Genomic DNA, 19,686 nt, shown 5'->3' with positions numbered 1-19,686 from the left:
TTGCGGTCGCAGAAGCCCAGGGCGCAGTAGCCGCTAGGGCGATTGCCTGTTTGCGAACAAAGTCGGGTGCTTGATCATGAAGCAAGATGAACGTCTGAAGCACGATGCTGTAGCGCCATTTACAGTTGCCAGCGAGTTCGTCGTCGACAAGCCGCCCCTTGCCGAACTGCTGGCCGTGCTTGCCCAGTGTGGTGAGGTGGTTTCCAGCTTCTTCAAGCCAGATCCATGCATCAAGGTACTGGGTGAGGGGCGGCGATTGGCCGAGTTTCTGGAGCGTTTCAGCGACTTCGCCGGGGCGACGGCGATCGGGCAGGTCGAGCCTGAGTTCGGGCCTTTTTCCCTGTTGAATCGATACGAGTTCGAGGGCTCGTTGCTGGCGGTGGTGCTGCGGGGCGGGTGTCATCACTCGACCCACGGGTTGAGCCTGGCCAACGCTCGGAAGTTGGTGGGAGAGGCGCTGGAGGCCGTGTTTCCGGCGCCGTTTTCCGAGCTTGTGGTGTATCGGTTTGACAGCCTCGATTGGTGTGAATTGACCCGGGGGTCGACGATTTCTTCTGCTTATGTGGTGTGTCAGGGGGCTCGGAATCTCTGGTGGGTGTTGTGCGTTTCTGACTTTGATTGAGGCCTTCGCCAAAAAAGTAAGCAAAAACGCTTGTCCCTCCACTCGGTGCCTCGCCTAGGCTCGACATGCCCTCTCTCCGGCATTGATCCATAGCCAATGCGGCTAACCCGGCGTCCTGCCGGGTCACCCACGGCTCAAGGCCTGCGTTCGGCCATCGTGGTTAACGGGGCCCTCAGGATCAAAAGCCAAAGCAAATCTAAGCAGAGCGAAAGCCCTGGCATCGCCTTGTGTAGCCGCTGTCGCAGGCTGCGCACGGGCGCGCAGCGGCCGCTGGGATCGTCAATCCGCTGAAGGTCCTTTGGCCCTTGTCGCAGCCTCGCCCAGGCTCGACAGCGGCAACAGGGGACGAGAGGGCGCGTTCGATTTTCCTCTGTTGTCGCCGTTGGTTTGTGTGGCAGACTCCGTAAATATTCCGTTGTTACGATTTATGTTCCGTTATAGCGGAATTTAACTTGGGATCTGTCGCTGCTGCGATGGGTTCCGGAGCTCTCAGGCGTGGTCGTGGATGGCCACCTTCAACCAGGAGAAACCCCATGAGCATTACCCGTTACGGCACTGGCAGCACCGCAGGCGGTGGCCAGCCGCGTCCTTTCGCCCGTGCCGTGGAGGCCGATGGCTGGCTGCATGTGTCCGGCCAGGTGCCGGCGCTGGATGGCGAAATCATCCATGGCGGCATTGTTGAGCAGACCCATCAGACCCTGCGCAACCTGGTGGCCATTCTCGAAGAGGCCGGTTATGGCCTGGAGGATGTGGTGCGGGTTGGCGTGTGGCTGGAGGACCCGCGGGATTTCTGGAGTTTCAACAAGGTCTTCGGCGAGTACTTCAAGCCCGAACACGCGCCTGCCCGGGCCTGTGTGCAGGCCAGCATGATGGTGGACTGCAAGGTCGAGATCGACTGCGTGGCTTACAAGCAGCGGTAAGCGGCTAGCTGCAAGCGGCAAGTCGAGGCGTGAATGGGAGTGCTTTGGGGAATGGTTCGAAGATGAGCGAAGACAACATCAAGCGCCGGGCCAGGGGCCTGGACCGGGCGTTCGACATCCTCGATTTCCTCAAGGAGGTCGGCCAGCCGCTGCGTCCCAACGATATCGCTAAGGGCGTGGGCAGCCCCAAGTCCACGGTCTACGAGCTGGTGGAATCCCTGCTGGAGCGGCGCATCCTGGAGCCGGTGGGGCGCGACGGGCATGTGTACCTGGGGCGCCAGTTGTACTTTCTCGGCCAGGCGCACTTGCGGCATTTCGACCTGAGCCGCGAGGCCGACCAGGCCCTGCAGGACATCGTCGCCCAGACCGGCGAAACCGCGCAGATGTGCCTGCTCAATGGGCGCAAGTACACGGTGGCGCTGATGAAGGAGGGCGCGCGGCACTTTCGCATTTCCTCGGACATCGGCGAGAACGCGCCCATTCCCTGGACCGCGTCCGGGCGCTTGCTGCTGGGGCACTTGAGTGATGAGCAGATTGTCGAGCTGATCGACGAGGGCGACTTCATCCTCCCCGATGGCCAGCGCTTGTCGCTGGAGGTTTTCCTCAAGGAAATCCGCCAGGCCAGCGAGGAAGGTTTCTTCTCTTTCGACAGCGTCGCCGACACCTTCACCCATTGTTTTGCCGCGCCGGTGCGCGACGAGCACGGGGTGTGTGTCTGTACCCTGTGCATCGTCGCGCCCCGGGCCGATGCCCAGGCCAACTACCGCCACTATCGCCAGGTGCTGCTCGACAGCGCCGATCGCCTGGCCCGGCGGATCAACGACTAACGTGTACCCCGCGGCCGTCGCTGGCCGCTTTGCCAAGGAGTAGCCACATGTCTTCTGTTTCGAATCTGCCGCTAGTGCAAAAGGGCGCGGCCGCCACCGGCGCCAGCTTGCTCAAGGACGTCAGCCTGCCGGCCCTGGTCCTGCATCGCCAGGCCCTGGAACACAACATCCGCTGGATGCAGGCATTTGTCAGCGCCAGTGGCGCCGAGCTGGCCCCCCATGGCAAGACCAGCATGATGCCGGGGTTGTTCCAGCGGCAATTGGACGCCGGCGCCTGGGGCATCACCCTGGCCACCGCCGTGCAGGCGCGGGCGGCCTATGCCCATGGCGTGCGCCGGGTGCTGATGGCCAACCAACTGGTGGGCGCGCCGAACATGGCGCTGGTGGCCGAGTTGCTGGCCGCTGGGGATTTCGACTTCTATTGCATGGTCGATCACCCGGACAACGTCGCCGACCTGGGGGCGTTTTTCGCCCAGCGCGGCGTCACCCTCAAGGTGATGATCGAGTACGGCGTGGTGGGCGGGCGCTGTGGCTGTCGCAGCGAGCAGGAGGTCGTGGAACTGGCCCGGGCGATCAAGGCCCAGCCGGCGCTGGCCCTGTGCGGGATCGAAGGCTACGAGGGGGTGATCCATGGCGACCAGGCGGTAGCGGGTATTCGCCAGTTCGCCGACTCCCTGGTGCGCCTGGCGGTGGACCTGCAAGACGACGGCCTGTTCGCCATCGAGCGGCCGATCATCACCGCTTCGGGCTCGGCCTGGTACGACCTGATCGCCGAGTCTTTTGAGACCCATAACGCCAAGGGCCGGTTCCTCAGCGTGCTGCGCCCGGGCAGTTATGTGGCCCATGACCATGGGATCTACAAAGAGGCCCAGTGCTGCGTGCTGGACCGACGCAGCGACCTGGACGAAGGCCTGCGCCCGGCGATGGAAGTCTGGGCCCATGTGCAGTCGCTGCCGGAGCCGGGGTTCGCGGTGGTGGCCCTGGGCAAGCGCGACGTGGCCTATGACGCCGGCCTGCCGCTGCCGTTGCGGCGCTACCGGGCCGGGGCCGAGGCGAGTGCAGGGGATGACGTCAGTGGCTGCAAGGTTACCGCGGTGATGGACCAGCATGCGTTCCTGACCATCGCCCCTGGGGTACAGCTGCGGGTGGGGGACATCCTCTCCTTCGGCACCTCCCACCCATGCCTGACGTTCGACAAGTGGCGCACCGGGTTGTTGGTGGACGAGCACTTGCGGGTCTTGGAAAACCTCGAGACCTGCTTCTGATTCTGGCACCTGCTGCGCAGGTGATGATGTCCTCCCCGACAACACAAATACTCGCCAGAGATGCCTTCATCATGAACACCGCCAACCTGCGCATCGCCTTGATCGGCGAATGCATGATCGAACTGCAACACCGCGCCGACGGCAGCCTGCAACAGAGCTTCGGCGGCGACACCTTGAACACTGCGGTGTACCTGGCCCGAGAGCTGGGCGAGGGCGCCCGGGTCGATTACGTCACCGCCCTGGGCGACGACAGTTTCAGCGAAGCTATGTGTCAGGCCTGGGCCGCCGAGGGGATCGGCCTGGACAAGGTCCAGCGCCTGCCCGGGCGCTTGCCGGGGTTGTATTGCATCCAGACCGATGAGCGTGGCGAGCGGCGCTTTTTGTATTGGCGCAACGAGGCGGCGGTGCGCGACTGCTTCAACACCCCGGCGGCCGGGGCGATCCTGGAGCAGTTGCAGGGCTACGACGTGCTGTATTTCAGCGGCATCACCCTGGCGGTGCTGGGCGAGTCCGGTCGTGCCCGGTTGTTGGAACTGTTGCCCGAGGCTCGTCGGCGAGGGGCGCAGGTGGTGTTCGACAACAACTACCGGCCCAGGCTCTGGGCATCCGTGGAGCAGGCGCGGCAGACCTACCGGCAGGTGCTGGAGCAGGTCGACCTGGCGCTGCTGACCCTGGATGACGAACAGGCGCTGTTCGGCCATGCCAATGCTGAAGCGGTGCTGGCGGCCTATCCCGGGCTGGCCGAAGTGGTGGTCAAGTGCGGCGCCCAGCCGTGCTGGGTGCGCTGTGGCGAGGGCCTGTACCAGGTGCCGACGCAGCAGGTGGACAAGGTGGTGGATACCACGGCGGCGGGGGATTCGTTCAGCGCCGCCTACCTGGCTGCACGTTTGTCAGGGCAGGGGGTGGTGTCAGCCGCCGAAGCCGGGCATCGCCTGGCGGCACGGGTGATCCAGCACCCAGGTGCCCTGATTCCTCGCCACGCGGTGTAGCCACTGCCGCAGGCTGCGTATGGGCCGCAGGGTCGGTCTTGAAGGCGCTGAAGGCCCTGTGGGCCTTGGCGCAGCTTTGCGGGCTCGGCAGCGGCTACAGGTCAGTCGCGGAAGAAGACTTGTACCAGGTGGTAGCCGAACTTGCTCTTGATCGGGCCGTGCACGGTGCGCAGGGGTTTCTTGAAGATCACCTGGTCGATGGCGCCGACCATCTGTCCCGGGCGCACTTCGCCCAGGTCGCCGCCGCGCTTGCCGGACGGGCAGGTGGAGTACTTCTTGGCCAGCACGTCGAAGGCTTCGCCCTTGGCGATGCGCTGCTTGAGCTGTTCGGCCTCTTCGGCGGTTTTCACCAGGATGTGGCGGGCTTGGGCTTTCATGGGGGTAACCTTGTCGCGGGAAATCGGCGGCCGCGGATTATGCCTGATTCGCAGGCTCGCGGCCGATCATCTGGCGAATCTTCTGCGCCAGCTCCTCGATGGAAAACGGCTTGGCCATCAAGTCCATGCCCGGCTCCAGGAAGCCCTGGCGCTCGGCGGCCTTTTCCGCATAACCGGTCATGAACAGCACCTTGAGCCCGGGGCGATGCTGGCGGGCGATTTCTGCCAGTTGCCGCCCGTTCATGCCCGGCAGGCCGACGTCGGTCACCAAGAGGTCGACACGCATCGGCGACTCCAGCAAGGGCAGGGCGCTACGAGCATCTTCGGCTTCGAAAGCGCGGTAGCCCAGTTCGCTCAGCACATTGAGCACCAGCATGCGCACCGCCGGATCGTCCTCGACCACCACCACGCTTTCCCCAGCAATGGCCTGGGGCGGCTCGCCGCTGGCACCGGGTTCGCTGTGCTCCTGGGGCGCGGCGTGCAGGCGCGGCAGGTAGAGGCGCACGCAGGTGCCCTGGTCCGGCTCGCTGCTGATGGTGACGTGTCCCCCCGACTGTTGGGCGAAGCCGTAGATCATCGACAGGCCCAGGCCCGTGCCCTGGCCGATGGGCTTGGTGGTGAAGAAGGGGTCGAAGGCCTTGGCCAGGATCCGCGGGCTCATGCCGGCGCCGTTGTCGCTGACGCCGAGCATGACGTAGTCGCCAGCCTTGACGGGCTCCAGGGTGCTGATGTCGCTGCCGTCCAGATAGCTGTTGCTGGTCTCGATCAGCAGCCGTCCGCCGTTGGGCATGGCATCGCGAGCATTGATCACCAGGTTGAGCAGGGCGTTTTCCAGTTGGCTGGCGTCGGTATTCACCGACCAGATGCCATCGGCCAGTTGCAAGTGCAGTTCGATGTGCTCGCCCTTGGTGTGGTTGAACAGATCATTGAGCGAGCGCACCAGTTGGTTCGGGTCCAGGGGGCGGCGGTCCAGTGACTGGCGGCGGGAGAAAGCCAGCAGGCGATGGGTCAGGGAGGCCGCGCGCTTGGCCGACGACATGGCTGCGTCGGTAAAACGGCCGATCTGGTCGCTGCGGCCGTTGTCGATGTAGCGCTGCATCAGGTCCAGGCTGCCGATGATGCCGGTCAGCATGTTGTTGAAGTCATGGGCGATACCGCCAGTGAGCTGGCCCACCGCTTCCATTTTCTGCGCATGGCGCAGGGCGTCTTCGGCGCGCTCGCGCTCGAACATCTCGTTCTGCAGGCGCTGGTTGGCCGTGGCCAGCGCCTCGGTGCGGCGATTGACCCGCTCCTCCAGGGTTTCATTGAGGTTGCGCAGGGCTTCCTCGGTCTGCCGGCGCTCGGTCTCGTCGTTGACGAAGATATAGAACCCGTTGACTGCGCCATCGGCGCCATGGCGTGGCAGGTAGCGGGTCAAGGCATGGCGCGGGCGACCGTCGCGATGGGGGGAATTGGCCTCGAAGCTGCACGGCTTGCCGGACAGGGCGAGGGCGATCTTCTCGGCTCGCGAGGCATAGATTTCTTCGCCTACCACCTCGCGGATGGTCTTGCCGTACAGCTCCTGGGGCGTCACGCCGTACCAGTCCAGGTAGGCGCTGTTGTTCAGGCGAAAGCGCTCTTCGCGATCGACGTAGGCGATCAATGCCGGCATGGCGTTGATGATCAACTGCAACTCGGTCTGGCCCTGGCGCAGCGCCTGTTCCATCTGCTTGCGCTCGGTGAGGTCCAGGGCCGCGCCGAGAAAGCGCGTCGGCCGGCCATGGTGATCCTTGTAGCAGCGGCCCCGGGCAAAGACCCAGCGCATCTGGCCATCAGCCAGTTGCAGGCGGTACTCCTCGGCATATTCGCTGCCATGGCTGATGCAGTGCTTGATGCTGCGGGCCACCATGCCGCGGTCTTCAGGGTGCACGCCCTTGAGGTACTCGCTGATGGGCAGTTGGCGCGAGCGCAGTGGGTCGACACTGTGCAGTTGGGCGAAATGCGCATCGGCAATGAAGCGGTCTTCGCCAATGTTCCAGTCCCAGGTACCCACCGCATCGGTGGCGGCCAGGGCCAGTTGCAGGCGTTCTTCGGTCTCGTGCTGGGCTCGCAGGCTGTCGTCGGAGCGCTGCTTGAGCTCCAGGGCGATGCGCCGGCGTTCGTTGGTTTCGATGGCGGTGACCAGGATCCCGGCGACATCGCCGTGTTCATTGCGGATCGGACTGTAGGTCAGGTCCAGCCACAGCTCGTAGGCGGTGCCGTTGGTGCGCTGCAGGTTGAAGCGCTGCTCGCTGAAGGTGCGTACCTGGCCGTTGAGCACGGCGCGATAAACCGGGTCGGTAAAATCCATCAGCTCCGGCCAGATCAGGTGTGCTGGCTGGCCGAAGGCCCTGGGATGCTTGTTGCCCGCCAGCAGGGCGAAGCCATCGTTGTAGATTTGCGTCAGTTCGCCACCCCAGAGCAGCAGCATCGGCATCGGCGAATGGATCACGATGTCTACCGCAGTGCGCAGGCTCTGCGGCCATTGCCCTGAGTCACCCAGGGCCGTGCTCGCCCAGTCCAGGCGGGCAATCAGGGTGGCGGCTTCGCTGCCGTGGTGGGAGCCATTCATGTCGAGGGAGTCCTGGGCGCTGCGGTACGGCGCAATGACCGGCAGCCTGTGAAGCGTGCTGCCTATGCAAACGGATGGAGTGTAGGTGGTTCTGGCGTGGTCATTTTCACCCGCATTGCCGTTCGATGACCAGCGCCGGGCATCGCACAGCGGCCGCGATCTCGCTTGGCGCGGTGTGCCAGGTGCGGCGGGGAGTCAGATTTGGGGGGGGCTGTGCCGGGCCGTACGCAGTCTGCGGCAGCGGCTACACCAAGCGCAGCCAATCCAGCGCGGTGCCTGTAGCCACTGCCGAGCCTGCGAGGCTGCGCACGGGCGCGCAGCGGCCGCAGGAGCGGTCGGTGCGGTGTATCAGCTGCGCAGTTCCTCGCGGTCGCGGAACTGTTCCAGGGCCTCGGGGTTGGCCAGGGCGTCGGTATTCTTCACCGGCAGGCCATGGACCACATTACGCACTGCGAGCTCGACGATCTTGCCGCTGATGGTCCGGGGGATGTCGGTCACCGCAAGGATCCTGGCCGGCACATGACGTGGCGTGGTGTTGCTGCGGATCACCTGGCGGATGCGCTCGCGCAGGGCGTTGTCCAGCGCCACGCCCTCCTGCAGGCGCACGAACAGCACCACCCGCACGTCCTGCTCCCAGCTTTGGCCGATGGCCAGGCTCTCCAGCACTTGTTCGAGCTTCTCCACCTGGCGGTAGATCTCCGCAGTGCCGATGCGCACGCCGCCGGGGTTGAGCACCGCGTCCGAACGACCGTGGATCAGCCAGCCGCCATCGGCCAGTTGTTCGGCGTAGTCGCCCTGGGCCCAGACCCCGGGGAACAACTTGAAGTAGGAGTCGCGCAGCCGGCTCTGGTCCGGGTCGTTCCACAACCCCACCGGAATGCTCGGGAAGTGCCGGGTGCAGACCAGTTCGCCTTTCTCGCCGAGCACCGGCTGGCCCTGGTCGTTCCAGACTTCGATGGCCATGCCCAGGCCCTTGCCCTGCATCTCGCCACGGTGCACCGCTTGCACCGGGTTGCCGGCGACGAAGCAGGCGACGATATCGGTGCCGCCGGACATCGAGGCCAGGCACAGGTCGGCCTTGATCTGCCGATACACGTAGTCGTAGCTCTGGGGCGACAGCGGCGAGCCAGTGCACAGCAGGGTCTTGAGGCTGTCGAGGCGGTGGCTCAGGCGTGGCCGGCTACCGGCTTTCTCCAGGGCGGCCAGGTACTTGGGGCTGGTGCCGAAGGCGTTGATCGCTTCGCTGTCGATCAGGTCGATCAGGCGCTCGTTATGGGGGTGGAACGGCGAGCCGTCGTAGAGCACCAGGCTGGCGCCGGTGGCCAGGGTCGAGACCAGCCAGTTCCACATCATCCAGCCGCAGGTGGTGTAGTAGAACAGCCGCTGGCCGGGGCCGAGGTCGGCGTGCAGGCCGTGTTCCTTCAGGTGCTGCAACAGCACTCCGCCGGTGCCATGGACGATGCACTTGGGCACCCCGGTGGTGCCGCTGGAGTAGAGGATGTACAGCGGGTGGGCGAAGGGCACCGCGACGAACACGGGGTCGCCGCCGCTCCGGTAGAAGTCCTGCCACAGGCTGACCCGGGCCTGGGTCCGGTAGTCCTCGGCGCGGGCCTGGGGCCGGGTGCCGGGCACGATCAGCAGTTGTTCCAGGGAGGGCAGGCGCTGGAGGATCTGGTCGATCTTTTCACCCTGGTCCACATCCTTGCCGGCGTAGCGGTAGCCGGCACAGGTGATCAGCACCTTGGGTTCGATCTGGCCGAAACGGTCGATCACGCCCTGGGTGCCGAAGTCCGGCGAGCAACTGGACCACACCGCACCCAGGCTGGTGGTGGCGAGCATGCCCACCAGGGTCTGCCAGGTATTGGGCATGCAGGCCGCCACCCGGTCGCCCAGGCCGACCCCGATGGCCCGCAGGCTGGCTTGCAGGCCGGCGACCTGGGCCGCCAGCTCGGCGTAGGTCAGTTGCTGGCGCTGGCCGTCTTCGGCGATCGCGACCACCGCCACACTGTCGTCTCGGCGCTTGAGCAGGTGTTCGGCGAAGTTCAGGGTGGCCCCGGGAAACCACTGGGCGCTGGGCATCTGCGGCCCTTCGCGCAGCACGCATTCGGCGCCTTGGTGGAAGCTGACCTCGAAGAAGTCGACGATGGCCTGCCAGAAGGCTTCGCGCTGGTCGATGCTCCACTGGTGCAGGCCGGGGTAGTCGCCGATGTCCAGGCCGTGGCGCTGGTTGATGAAGCGGCGGAAGGCGTCGATGCGCGTATTGCCAATGCGCTCGGCGCTGGGTTGCCAGAGTATGTCGGACATGCAAGGGCTCTCTTGTTGTTCTTCTGATCTGCTGTTGCTGGCGGCTCACCGCTTACAGCTTGCCGCTGCCGTTATTGCGCCAGCCAGCCGCCATCGATGTTCCAGGCCGCACCGCGGACCTGGGCTGCGGCATCACTGCACAAAAATAGCACCAGCTCGCCCAGCTGCGCCGGGGTGACGAACTCCAGGGAGGGCTGCTTTTCCGCCAGCAGGTCGTGGCGCGCCTGTTGCGGGTCGATGCCGCTGGCTGCGCGGTCGTCGATCTGCTTCTGCACCAGCGGGGTCAGCACCCAACCCGGGCAGATGGCGTTGCAGGTAACGTTGCTGGTGGCGGTCTCCAGGCCCACCACCTTGGTCAGGCCGATCACCCCGTGCTTGGCCGCGACATAGGCGGCCTTGCCCACCGAACCCACCTGGCCGTGCACCGAGGCGACGTTGACGATCCGCCCCCAGCCCTTGGCGCGCATGCCCGGCAGCCCCAGGCGGGTGCTGTGGAACACCGCCGACAGGTTGATGGCGATGATCGCGTCCCAGCGTTCCACTGGAAACGCCTCGACGGTGGCCACGTGCTGGATGCCGGCGTTGTTCACCAGGATGTCGACGCCACCGAACTCGCGTTCGGCATAGGCGAACATCTCGGCGATCTGCGCCGGGTCGCTGACGTCCGCCGGGTGGTGGCCAACCTTGACGCCGTGCTGCCGGACCTCGGCGATAGCCTGGGAGGCGTCGCCGAAGCCGTTGAGAATCAGGTTGGCTCCGGCCCGGGCCAGGACCTGGGCGATACCCAGGCCAATACCGCTGGTGGAACCGGTGACCAGGGCGGTCTTGCCAGAAAGAGTGGTCATGAATACCTCACACGATGCCAGTGGCGTAGAAAGTGGCGATGACGACGAAGACCGCCAGGGTCTTGATCAGGGTAATGCAGAAAATGTCCTTGTAGGCCTCGCGGTGGGTCAGCCCGGTGACCGCCAGCAGGGTGATCACCGCGCCGTTGTGGGGCAGGGTGTCCATGCCGCCGCTGGCCATGGCGGCCACCCGGTGCAGCACTTCCAAGGGAATGTTGGCGGCGTGGGCGGCGCTGATGAAACTCTCGGACATGGCCGCCAGGGCGATGCTCATGCCGCCCGAGGCGGAGCCGGTGATGCCGGCCAGCAGGGTCACGGTGATGGCCTCGTTGACCAGCGGGTTGGGGATGCTCTTGAGCCAGTCGGCCAGTACCAGGAACCCCGGCAGGGACGCGATCACCGCGCCGAAGCCATACTCCGAGGCGGTGTTCATGGCCGCCAGCAAGGCGCCGCTGACCGCGCTCTTGCTGCCTTCGGCGAGCTTGCTGCGAATGGCGCCGAAGCCACATGCCAGCACCATCAGGATGCCCACCAGCAAGGCGGCCTGTACCGCCCAGATGGCGGTGAGCTTGGCGATCTCGGTGGTCACCGGCGCCGCCATGCCCGGCAGGGCCAGGCTGTGGGTCTTGCCATACCACTGGGGGATCCAGTGGGTGAACAGCAGGTTCATGACCCCTACCAGCAACAGCGGCGACAGGGCCACCCAGGGGTTGGGCAGCTTGAGGTCGGCGGCGGTCTCCGGTTCGTTGCGCAGGTCGCTGCCGTAGCCTTCACCGGCCTTTTGCGCCTTGCTGCGTTGGCGCTGGAGGAACAGCATGCCGGCGCAGAACACGAACAGGGTGCCGATCAGCCCCAGCCAGGGCGCGGCCCAGGCGGTGGTGTTGAAGAAGGTGCTGGGGATGATGTTCTGGATCTGCGGGGTGCCGGGCAGGGCGTCCATGGTGAAGGAGAACGCCCCCAGGGCAATGGTCGCCGGGATCAGGCGCTTGGGGATTTCGCTCTGGCGGAACATCTCGGCGGCGAACGGGTAGACCGCGAACACCACCACGAACAACGACACGCCACCGTAGGTCAGCAGGGCGCAGACCAGCACGATCACCAGCATCGCCTGGCGGGTGCCCAGCAGGCGGATGGCGGCGGCGACGATGGAGCGGGAGAACCCCGACAACTCGATCAGCTTGCCGAACACCGCACCCAGCAGGAACACCGGGAAGTACAGCTTGATGAAACCCACCATCTTTTCCATGAACACCCCGGTGAAGGCAGGCGCTACGGCGGATGGGTCGGTGAGCAGGACGGCGCCGAGGGCGGCGATGGGGGCAAACAGTATGACGCTGTAGCCACGGTAGGCGGCCAGCATCAGCAGCGCCAGGGCTGCCAGGGCAATGATCACACTCATGGTGTGTCTCTCCAGGATTGTTCTTGTTGTGGGTACTGCGTGTGGAGAGGGGCTATAGCGAGTTTTGTGCCATTTTTACAAGTTATTGAAATATAAGGAGTTTTTATATTTATTAAGTGACGGCAAGGAATTTTGTCTCTATTTTGAGACTTTTCTCGAGCCTGAGGGTGCTATCGCGGGCAAGCCCCGCTCCTACAAAAGCCACGCACGTCTCTGTAAGGATGGGTCTTACCCGCGATCAGCGCGAAGCGCTGGCTATTTCTCCAAATGGAGATATGTGTCTCTTTATTGAGACTCAGCGATGCCCAGGGCTGCCATTTTCTTGTACAGCGTCGAGCGGCCCAGGCCGAGGTGCCGCGCCGCTTGGTCCACTTTGCCGGCGCATTGCGCCAGAGTCGTCTCGATCAACTGACGGTCGAAACGCTCGCGCGCCGCGGCAAAGGTTTCATGGGGCAACGCCTCGGCGGACGCGGCGATGGCCGTGGGCGGCAGTGGGTTGAAGTTGCCAATCGCCGCCCGAATATCCCCGGCACCGAGCAGCAGGTCGTCGCTGAGCAACGCCGCGCGCTCCAGCACGTTGCGCAGTTCGCGGATGTTCCCCGGCCAGGCGTGCTGGCCCAGCAGCGCCAGGGCCTCGGGTGTCAGTTCGTGCTGGCTGCGCAGTTCTTCGAGGATGCCTTCGCTCAGCGCCGGCAGGTCGTCCAGGCGCTCGCGCAGGGCCGGCACCTGGATCGGCAGTACATTGAGGCGGTAATACAGGTCGGCGCGGAATTCTCCGCGCTTGATCGCCGCCTCCAGGTCGGTGGAGGTGGCGGCAATGATCCGCACATCGCTGTGGATCACCTCGTTGGAGCCCACCGGCTCGAACTCCTTTTCCTGCAGCACTCGCAGCAGCTTGCTCTGCAGGGGTAACGGCATGTCGCCGATTTCGTCGAGGAACAGGCTGCCGCCCTGGGCGATCTGCAGCTTGCCGGCGCGCCCCTTGCGGTCGGCGCCGGTGAAGGCGCCGGGGGCGGTGCCGAAGAACTCAGCTTCCAGTAGGGCTTCGGGAATCGCCGCGCTGTTGATGCTGACGAAGGGCTTGTGCGCCCGTGGCGAGGCGGCGTGGATGGCCTGGGCCAGCAACTCCTTGCCGGTGCCGGTTTCGCCTTGCAGCAACACCGGCGACTCAGTGCTGGCGCCGCGCCGGGCCCGGCGCTTGACCTCCAGGCTGGCGCTGCTGGTGCCGATGAAATGGGCGAAGTTGTACTTGGTCTGCCGGGCCCGCAGCAGCGAGCGGGTGGAGGCCAGTTCTTCCTGCATGCTCAGGTAGCGCTTGAGCATCGGCGAGAGGCTGCGCAGCTCGTCGTACAGGGCAAAACCGATGGCGCCGATCACCAGGCCCGCGGCGTCGTGGATCGGCAGGCGCATGACCACCAGCGGTTCCTTGGGGGTGTCCTGCATGTCCAGCAGGATCGGCCGGCCGGTGCGCACCACTTCACGCAGCAGGCTGCCGGGGATCACGCTCTCGCAGGGCTTGCCGATGGCGAATGTCGCCGACTCCAGGCCGAAACGCCGGGCATAGCGCTCGTTCATCCAGACGATATTGGCGTCGCGGTCGACGATCACCGTGCCTTCGCTGGATTGCTCGATGATTTCGAACAGCGAGCGGATCGCCAGTTGGCGCACACGCTGGTAGTCCTTGAGGTTTTCGCTGTCGTTCATGGGCTGGGGTCCTGGGGCTGGCGGCGCCGATTATGCCGACAATCCCCTCCCGGGCGCGACCAGGGAAGAGGTGGCTGGAGATTGCCGGAATGTCCTGCGGACCTTGCCGCAGCCTCGCAGGCTCGGCAGCGGCTACAGGGGCGAGGCTTGGTGTAGCCGCTGTCGCAGGCTGCGCATGGGCGCATAGCGGGCACGAACGGGGAGGGCCGTCGATCGCCGCAGGTTCAGCCGGGTTGGGCGGCGGCCAGCAGTTCCCGGGTGTAGGGGTGCTGCGGGGCTGCGAATACCTGGTGGCTGGCGCCGCTTTCCACCACCTGGCCGTCCTTGATCACGATCATGTCGTGGGCCAGGGCACGGATCACCGCCAGGTCGTGGCTGATGAACAGGTAGGTCAGGCCGTACTTCTCCTGGAGCTGGCGCAACAGGGTCACCACTTGTTTCTGCACCGTGCGATCCAGGGCCGAAGTGGGTTCGTCCAGCAGGATCAGCGCCGGCTTGAGCACCAGGGCCCGGGCGATGGCGATGCGCTGGCGCTGGCCGCCGGAGAATTCGTGGGGATAACGATGGCGGCTTTCCGGGTCAAGGCCGACTTCCTCCAGGGCGCGGATCACTTGCTCGTCGCACTGGCGGGCATCGTACTGGCTGTGCACTTCCAGCCCCTCGCTGATGATCTGCGCCACCGACATGCGCGGGCTGAGGCTGCCGAAGGGGTCCTGGAACACCACCTGCATCTGCTTGCGCCAGGGCCGCAGCTGTTTCTGGTTGAGCCCGTCCAGGGCCTGGCCCTGGAAGCGGATGCCACCTTGGGAATCCAGCAGCCGCAGGATCGCCTGGCCCAGGGTCGACTTGCCCGAGCCGGATTCGCCAACGATGCCCAGGGTCTTGCCCTGCTGCACGCGCAGGCTGATGCCGTCCACCGCCCGCAGGTACTGTTTGCGCCTCAGCAGGCCGCCGCCGACCTGGAACTCGACGCAGAGATTGTCCACCTCCAGCACGGTGTCGCGGGTGTCGCGGCACAGTGGCAGGCCCTCGGGTTCGGCGTGCAGCAACTCGCAGCTATAGGGGTGCTGCGGAGCGTTGAACAGGGTGTCGCAATCGGCCTGCTCGACGATTTCCCCGGACTTCATCACACACACGCGCTGGGCGATGCGCCGTACCAGGTTGAGGTCGTGGCTGATCAGCAGCAGCGACATGCCCAAGCGTTGCTGCAAGGACTTGAGTAACAGCAGGATCTTGCGCTGTACGGTGACGTCCAGGGCGGTGGTGGGTTCGTCGGCGATCAGCAGCTCCGGTTCGCAGGCCAGGGCCATGGCGATCATCACCCGTTGGCGCTGGCCGCCGGACAACTGATGTGGGTAGGCCTTGAGCCGCTCCCGGGGTTTCTGGATGCCCACCAGCTCCAGCAGTTCGAGGATGCGTGCCTGGGCCGCCTTGCCGCCCAGGCCGCGATGCAGCAGCAGGGTTTCGCCGATCTGCTTCTCGATACTGTGCAGCGGGTTCAGCGAGGTCATGGGCTCCTGGAAGATCATGGCGATGCGGTTGCCCCGCAGCTTTTGCAGCGTGGCGCTGTCGGCGCCGATCAGCTCCTGGCCGCGGTAACGCACGCTGCCGCTACTGCTGCAGCCGGTCTGGGGCAGCAGTTGCAGGATCGAGTGGGCCGTCACCGATTTGCCCGAGCCGGACTCGCCCACCAGCGCCAGGCACTCGCCGGGACGGATGTCCAGGCATAGGTCGCGGACCGCCGGGCGGCCGCCGAAGGCCACATTGAGTTGGCGGATTTCGATCAGGTTTTCAGTCATTTCTACAGTCCGCTTCAAGATCGGGGATCAAAGGCATCGCGCAGCGCCTCGCCGATGAACACCAGCAGCGAGAGGATCAGCGCCAGGGCGAAGAACGCCGTCAGCCCCAGCCATGGCGCCTGCAGGTTCTGCTTGCCCTGGCCGATCAACTCGCCCAGGGAGGCGCTGCCGGCGGGCATGCCGAAGCCGAGGAAGTCCAGGGCGGTGAGGGTCGAGATGGCGCCGGTGAGGATGAACGGCAGGTAGCTCAGGGTGGCGTTCATGGCGTTGGGCAGGATGTGCCGCAGGATCACCTTGCGATCGCTCAGGCCCAGGGCCCTGGCAGCCTTGACGTATTCCAGATTGCGCCCGCGCAGGAATTCGGCGCGGACCACGTCCACCAGGGCCAGCCAGGAGAACAGCGCCATGATCCCCAGCAGCCACCAGAAGTTCGGTTCGACGAAACCGGACAGAATGATCAAAAGGTACAGCACCGGCAACCCCGACCAGACTTCCAGCAGGCGCTGGCCCAAGAGGTCGACCCAGCCGCCGTAGTAGCCTTGCAGTGCGCCGGCGGCAATGCCGACCAGGGCACTGATGGCGGTCAGGGCCAGGGCGAACAGGATCGATACCCGGGCACCGTAGATCACCCGCGCGAGGACGTCCCGGGCCTGGTCGTCGGTGCCCAGCCAGTTGGTCGCCGTGGGCGGGCTGGGGGCCGGTCGGGTCAGGTCGTAGTTGGGCGTGTCTTCGCTGAAGGGGATGGGTGGGAACAGCAGCCAACCGCCGTCCTTGCGGATCAGCTGCTGCACGTAGTCGCTGCGGTAGTCGGCCTGGAACGGTAACTGGCCGCCGAACTCCTGCTCGGTGTAGCGCTTGAACACCGGGAAGTACAGCGAACCCTGGTAGCTCAGCACCAGCGGCTTGTCGTTGGCGATCAGCTCGCCGCCCAGGGTCAGGATGAACAAGCCGATGAACAGCCACAGCGACCACCAGCCCCGGCGGTTCTGCTTGAAACGGTCAAGGCGTCGGCGCGCCAAAGGGGAAAGCTTGAGCATCAGGCGTTCCTCGCGGCGAAGTCGATGCGCGGGTCGACCAGGGTGTAGCACAGGTCGCCGATGAGTTTTATCAAGAGCCCGAACAGGGTGAAGATGAACAGCGAGCCGAACACCACCGGATAGTCCCGGGAGACCGCGGCCTCGTAGCTCATGCGTCCCAGGCCATCGAGGGAGAAGATCACCTCGATCAGCAACGAGCCTGCGAAGAACACGCTGATGAAGGCCTGGGGAATGCCCGAGACCACCAGCAGCATGGCGTTGCGAAACACATGGCCGTACAGCACCCGGCGTTCGCTCAGGCCCTTGGCCCGGGCGGTGACCACGTACTGGCGGGTGATTTCGTTGAGGAAGCTGTTCTTGGTGAGGATGGTGAGGGTAGCGAAGCCGCCGATCACCAGGGAGCTGACGGGCAGCACCAGGTGCCAGAAGTAGTCGGCGATCTTGCCCAGGGTGCTCAGCTGGTCGAAATCGTCCGAGACCAGGCCGCGCACCGGGAACCAGTTCAGCGAGGTCCCGCCGGCGAACAGCACGATCAGGAACATGGCGAACAGGAAGGCCGGCATGGCGTAGCCGATGATGATCGCGGTGCTGCTCCAGATATCGAAGTGGCTGCCATGGCGCACCGCCTTGCGAATCCCTAAGGGGATCGACACCAGGTAGGTGATCAGGGTCGCCCACAGCCCCAGGGAGATGGTCACCGGCATCTTTTCCAGGATCAGGTCGGTGACCGTGGCACCACGGAAGAAGCTCTTGCCAAAGTCCAGCTGGGCGTAGTTCTTGAGCATCAGCCACAGGCGTTCATGGGCCGGCTTGTCGAAGCCGTACTGTTTCTCGATGTCCTGGATCAGCTTGGGGTCCAGGCCGCGGCTGGCTCGCGAGCCGCCACTGCTCATGGCGTCGGCGGAGCCACCGACACCGCCGCCAATGCCCTGCAAGCGGGCGATGGCCTGTTCCACCGGGCCGCCGGGAGCAGCCTGGACGATCACGAAGTTCACCAGAAGGATGATCAGCAGGGTCGGGATGATCAGCAGCAAGCGCCGCAGGATATAGGCCGGCATCAGGGGCGTGCTCCGGGTTTGTTACGGCGCGCGAGCTCGGCGGCCATCTGTTCATTGGTCAGCGGGGTGGGGCTGACTTCCCACCAGGTCTCGATGGCTTCGTCGTTGCTGGCCGGTACCTTGGGCCTGCCAAAGCGGTTCCACCAGACGGTGGACGTGCCGGGTGGGTAGTAGTTGGCGATCCAGTAGTAGTTCCATTGCAGCACCCGGTCCAGGGCATGGGCGTAGCGCAGCATTTCCGGTTGGCTGGTGGCCTTGACCAGGCCGTTGACCAGGGTATCCACCGCCGGGTTCTTGAGCACCATGAGGTTGTTCGAGCCCGGGTCGTTGGCGGCAGCGGAACCATAGTAGTTGTAAAGCTCCAGCCCGGGCGAGGTGGACACCGGGTAGCCGGTGACGATCATGTCGTAGTCGCGGGCCATCAGCCGGTTGACGTACTGCGCGGAATCGATGCGGCGGATGTTCAGGGTGATGCCAATCTGGGCCAGGTTGCGCTTGTAGGGCAGCAACAGGCGCTCGATGGAGCCCTGGGTGATCAGGAAAGTGAACGCCAGGGGCTCGCCCTGGGCATTGACCAGTTTGTCGCCCTCAGGCTTCCAGCCGGCTTGTTCCAGCAGGGACAGGGCCTGCAATTGCTTGTCGCGCAGTACGCCACTGCCGTCGGTCTTCGGTGCTTCGAACACCTGGGTGAAGACCTCGTCGGGAATCTGCCCGCGCAATGGCTCCAGGATCTTCAACTCCTCGGCGTCCGGCAGGCTGCGGGCCGCCAGCGGGGTGTTGGAGAAGAAGCTCTGCTGGCGGATGTACAGGTTGCGCATCATCTGCCGGTTGCTCCACTCGAAGTCCCAGAGCATGGCCAGGGCCTGGCGTGTGCGGCGGTCCTGGAACACCGGGCGGTCGAGGTTGAATACGTAGCCCTGGGCCGGTTGCGGTGCGGCCTGGGCCAGATGGGCCTTCTGCAGGCGCCCGTCGGTCAGGGCCGGGCTGTCGTAGCCGATGGAGTAACCGGTGGCGGAGAACTCGCGGTTGTAGTCGTAGGCCCCGCCGCGCAGTACTTGGCGGGCGACGTCGATGTCGCCGAAGTACTCGACGCTCAAATGATCGAAGTTGTACAGGCCGCGGCTGACCGGCAGGTCCTTGCCCCACCAGTCGGGGTTGCGGATGAAGGTGATGCTGTTGCCCGAGTCCACCTTGCCCACGCGATAGGGGCCGCTGCCCAGGGGCGCTTCATAGCCGCCACCGCCAGCGAAGTCGCGACTCTTCCACCAGTGTTCGGGAAACACCGGCAGGGTCGCGATATCCAGGGGCAGGGTACGGTTCTCGTTGTTCTTGAAGTCGAAGCGGATCACCCGTGGCGACTCCACGGTGACGCCGCTGACATCGGCGAACTGGGTGCGATAACGCATGCTGCCCTGGGTCATCAACAGGTCGTAGCTGTAGTGCACGTCTTCGGCGGTGATCGGTGTGTCATCGGCGAAACGGGCCTTGGGATTGAGGTAGAAGCGCAGCCACAGGCCGTCCTCGGCGCGCTCCATCTTCTCGGCCACCAGGCCATAGACGGTGTAGGGTTCATCCAGGGAGCGCAGGGCCAGGGGGGCATACACCAGGCCGTCCAGCTGGGATACGCCGATGCCCTTGTCGATATAGGGCAGGACGTGGTCGAAGCGGCCGATCTCGATGGCCGAGCGGCGCAGGGTCCCGCCTTTGGGGGCCTGGGGGTCGACGTAGTCGAAGTGGCTGAAACCCTGGGGATACTTGGCGGGCTCGCCGTAGACGGTCATGGCATGTTGCGGTGCCGCTTGGGCACCTGTGGCGCCCAGCAGCAGGGCGATGAACAGTACGGTAGGGGAAAGCAGTCGCATTGTCAGCCTTAAGAGCCGGGTGATCGTTGACCACGATTTTTACGCTAGCGGCGCGTGACTGGCCAGCCGCATCTGTCTTGGTGCGTAC

Annotated in this window: 15 protein-coding genes; 5 read left to right on the top strand and 10 right to left on the bottom strand. The window is 65.1% G+C overall.

The window, feature by feature from the left end; all coding sequences use genetic code 11:
• Positions 1-76: 76 nt before the first annotated feature.
• The 5 genes from C4K39_RS27495 to kdgK all read left to right on the top strand — a co-directional run bounded on the left by C4K39_RS27495 (position 77) and on the right by kdgK (position 4,623).
• Positions 77-622: a hypothetical protein gene (locus C4K39_RS27495; protein WP_124347929.1), complete on the top strand. Its 546-nt coding sequence runs from the start codon at positions 77-79 to the stop codon at positions 620-622.
• Between the two features lie 533 nt (positions 623-1,155).
• The gene (locus tag C4K39_RS27485; protein ID WP_085597965.1) at positions 1,156-1,542 is read left to right on the top strand and encodes a RidA family protein; all 387 of its coding nucleotides are present in this window, start codon (positions 1,156-1,158) and stop codon (positions 1,540-1,542) included.
• A gap of 62 nt (positions 1,543-1,604) precedes the next feature.
• Positions 1,605-2,369: an IclR family transcriptional regulator gene (locus C4K39_RS27480; RefSeq protein WP_124347927.1), complete on the top strand. Its 765-nt coding sequence runs from the start codon at positions 1,605-1,607 to the stop codon at positions 2,367-2,369.
• A gap of 47 nt (positions 2,370-2,416) precedes the next feature.
• Positions 2,417-3,634, top strand: a complete 1,218-nt coding sequence (locus C4K39_RS27475) for an amino acid deaminase (protein ID WP_124347926.1) — start codon at positions 2,417-2,419, stop codon at positions 3,632-3,634.
• Positions 3,635-3,705: 71 nt separating this feature from the next.
• The gene (gene kdgK, locus C4K39_RS27470; protein WP_124347925.1) at positions 3,706-4,623 is read left to right on the top strand and encodes a 2-dehydro-3-deoxygluconokinase; all 918 of its coding nucleotides are present in this window, start codon (positions 3,706-3,708) and stop codon (positions 4,621-4,623) included.
• 101 nt (positions 4,624-4,724) lie between these two features.
• On the opposite strand, the gene C4K39_RS27465 is transcribed toward kdgK, so the two are convergent.
• The 10 genes from C4K39_RS27465 to C4K39_RS27420 all read right to left on the bottom strand — a co-directional run bounded on the left by C4K39_RS27465 (position 4,725) and on the right by C4K39_RS27420 (position 19,598).
• Complete coding sequence (locus C4K39_RS27465) at positions 4,725-5,000, bottom strand: peptidylprolyl isomerase (RefSeq protein WP_011061856.1); 276 nt, start codon at positions 4,998-5,000, stop codon at positions 4,725-4,727.
• A gap of 37 nt (positions 5,001-5,037) precedes the next feature.
• Complete coding sequence (locus tag C4K39_RS27460; protein WP_068581246.1) at positions 5,038-7,590, bottom strand: PAS domain-containing hybrid sensor histidine kinase/response regulator; 2,553 nt, start codon at positions 7,588-7,590, stop codon at positions 5,038-5,040.
• Positions 7,591-7,938: 348 nt separating this feature from the next.
• Positions 7,939-9,894, bottom strand: a complete 1,956-nt coding sequence (locus tag C4K39_RS27455) for an acetoacetate--CoA ligase (protein ID WP_124347924.1) — start codon at positions 9,892-9,894, stop codon at positions 7,939-7,941.
• A 71-nt stretch (positions 9,895-9,965) separates the two neighbouring features.
• The gene (gene hbdH / locus C4K39_RS27450; protein ID WP_124347923.1) at positions 9,966-10,739 is read right to left on the bottom strand and encodes a 3-hydroxybutyrate dehydrogenase; all 774 of its coding nucleotides are present in this window, start codon (positions 10,737-10,739) and stop codon (positions 9,966-9,968) included.
• Between the two features lie 7 nt (positions 10,740-10,746).
• Positions 10,747-12,138 carry a GntP family permease gene (locus C4K39_RS27445; RefSeq protein ID WP_124347922.1) on the bottom strand — a complete coding sequence of 464 codons (1,392 nt, stop codon included), beginning with the start codon at positions 12,136-12,138 and terminating at the stop codon, positions 10,747-10,749.
• 285 nt (positions 12,139-12,423) lie between these two features.
• Positions 12,424-13,842, bottom strand: coding sequence for a sigma-54 interaction domain-containing protein (locus C4K39_RS27440; RefSeq protein ID WP_124347921.1), 1,419 nt, complete (start codon positions 13,840-13,842; stop codon positions 12,424-12,426).
• Between the two features lie 224 nt (positions 13,843-14,066).
• Positions 14,067-15,641, bottom strand: a complete 1,575-nt coding sequence (locus tag C4K39_RS27435) for an ABC transporter ATP-binding protein (protein ID WP_124347920.1) — start codon at positions 15,639-15,641, stop codon at positions 14,067-14,069.
• A gap of 14 nt (positions 15,642-15,655) precedes the next feature.
• The gene (locus C4K39_RS27430; protein ID WP_068581232.1) at positions 15,656-16,678 is read right to left on the bottom strand and encodes an ABC transporter permease; all 1,023 of its coding nucleotides are present in this window, start codon (positions 16,676-16,678) and stop codon (positions 15,656-15,658) included.
• Positions 16,678-17,736, bottom strand: a complete 1,059-nt coding sequence (locus C4K39_RS27425; protein ID WP_124347919.1) for a microcin C ABC transporter permease YejB — start codon at positions 17,734-17,736, stop codon at positions 16,678-16,680. The genes C4K39_RS27430 and C4K39_RS27425 overlap by 1 nt, the downstream gene beginning before the upstream one ends.
• The gene (locus tag C4K39_RS27420; RefSeq protein WP_124347918.1) at positions 17,736-19,598 is read right to left on the bottom strand and encodes an extracellular solute-binding protein; all 1,863 of its coding nucleotides are present in this window, start codon (positions 19,596-19,598) and stop codon (positions 17,736-17,738) included. The genes C4K39_RS27425 and C4K39_RS27420 overlap by 1 nt, the downstream gene beginning before the upstream one ends.
• Between the last annotated feature and the right edge of the window lie 88 nt (positions 19,599-19,686).

The sequence above is a fragment of the Pseudomonas sessilinigenes genome (genome assembly GCF_003850565.1).
GTDB classification, from domain to species: Bacteria; Pseudomonadota; Gammaproteobacteria; order Pseudomonadales; family Pseudomonadaceae; genus Aquipseudomonas; species Aquipseudomonas sessilinigenes.
This window is presented reverse-complemented; position numbering and strand designations above follow the sequence as displayed.